Origin of the sequence: Plesiomonas sp. PI-19 (genome assembly GCF_021368255.1) — a bacterium.
GTDB classification, from domain to species: Bacteria; Pseudomonadota; Gammaproteobacteria; order Enterobacterales; family CAMTGL01; genus Plesiomonas; species Plesiomonas shigelloides.
The window spans coordinates 1-1759 of record NZ_JAJNMQ010000006.1 but is presented as its reverse complement, the minus strand read 5'-3'; the positions used below and the strand labels follow the sequence as shown (position 1 = coordinate 1759).

Below are 1759 nucleotides of genomic sequence, written 5' to 3'. Positions count from 1 at the left end.
AGGGACTTCACCTACCATCAGCGTGCCTTCTCCCGAAGTTACGGCACCATTTTGCCTAGTTCCTTCACCCGAGTTCTCTCAAGCGCCTGAGTATTCTCTACCTGACCACCTGTGTCGGTTTGGGGTACGATTTCTGGTAACCTGATGCTTAGAGGCTTTTCCTGGAAGCGTAGTATCAGCTACTTCAGCACCGTAGTGCTTCGTCATCACGCCTCAGTGTTAATGAAAGACCGGATTTGCCTAGTCTCTCCACCTTCACGCTTAAACCGGGACAACCGTCGCCCGGATAGCCTAACTTTCTCCGTCCCCCCTTCGCAGTTACCACAAGTACGGGAATATTAACCCGTTTCCCATCGACTACGCTTTTCAGCCTCGCCTTAGGGGTCGACTCACCCTGCTCCGATTAACGTTGAACAGGAACCCTTGGTCTTCCGGCGAGCGGGCTTTTCACCCGCTTTATCGTTACTTATGTCAGCATTCGCACTTCTGATACGTCCAGCATACCTCACAGTACACCTTCAACCGCTTACAGAACGCTCCCCTACCCAATAACACCTAAATGTCATTGCCGCAGCTTCGGTGCATGGTTTAGCCCCGTTACATCTTCCGCGCAGGCCGACTCGACTAGTGAGCTATTACGCTTTCTTTAAATGATGGCTGCTTCTAAGCCAACATCCTAGCTGTCTAAGCCTTCCCACATCGTTTCCCACTTAACCATGACTTTGGGACCTTAGCTGGCGGTCTGGGTTGTTTCCCTCTTCACGACGGACGTTAGCACCCGCCGTGTGTCTCCCGGATAGCACTCTACGGTATTCGGAGTTTGCAAAGGGTTGGTAAGTCGGGATGACCCCCTAGCCTTAACAGTGCTCTACCCCCGTAGGTGTTCGTCCGAGGCGCTACCTAAATAGCTTTCGGGGAGAACCAGCTATCTCCCGGTTTGATTGGCCTTTCACCCCCAGCCACAAGTCATCCGCTAATTTTTCAACATTAGTCGGTTCGGTCCTCCAGTTAGTGTTACCCAACCTTCAACCTGCCCATGGCTAGATCACCGGGTTTCGGGTCTACACCTTGCAACTAATTCGCCCTATTAAGACTCGGTTTCCCTACGGCTCCCCTATTCGGTTAACCTCGCTACAAAATGTAAGTCGCTGACCCATTATACAAAAGGTACGCAGTCACACCACGAAGGTGCTCCCACTGCTTGTACGTACACGGTTTCAGGTTCTATTTCACTCCCCTCACAGGGGTTCTTTTCGCCTTTCCCTCACGGTACTGGTTCGCTATCGGTCAGTCAGGAGTATTTAGCCTTGGAGGATGGTCCCCCCATCTTCAAACAGGATACCACGTGTCCCGTCCTACTCATCGAGCTCACAGCAATGCGTCTTCGTGTACGGGGCTATCACCCTGTATCGCCGGACTTTCCAATCCGTTCCACTAACGCATCCACTGATTCAGACTCTGGGCTGCTCCGCGTTCGCTCGCCGCTACTAACGGAATCTCGGTTGATTTCTTTTCCTCGGGGTACTTAGATGTTTCAGTTCTCCCGGTTCGCCTCGTTAAGCTATGGATTCACTTAACGATACCTAAGTTATCTTAGGTGGGTTTCCCCATTCGGACATGGTTGGCTATAGCGCTCCATCCCAGCTCACCAACCCTTTTCGCAGGGTAGCACGTCCTTCATCGCCTCTGACTGCCAAGGCATCCACCGTGTACGCTTAGTCACTTAACCATACAACCCAAAATAATGTCGGGCTGAATG

Annotated in this window: 1 rRNA gene; it reads right to left on the bottom strand. The window is 51.9% G+C overall.

The window, feature by feature from the left end:
* Positions 1 to 1729: ribosomal RNA gene (locus tag LQ901_RS16720) — 23S ribosomal RNA — on the bottom strand; the annotation flags it as partial.
* Positions 1730 to 1759 lie beyond the last annotated feature (30 nt).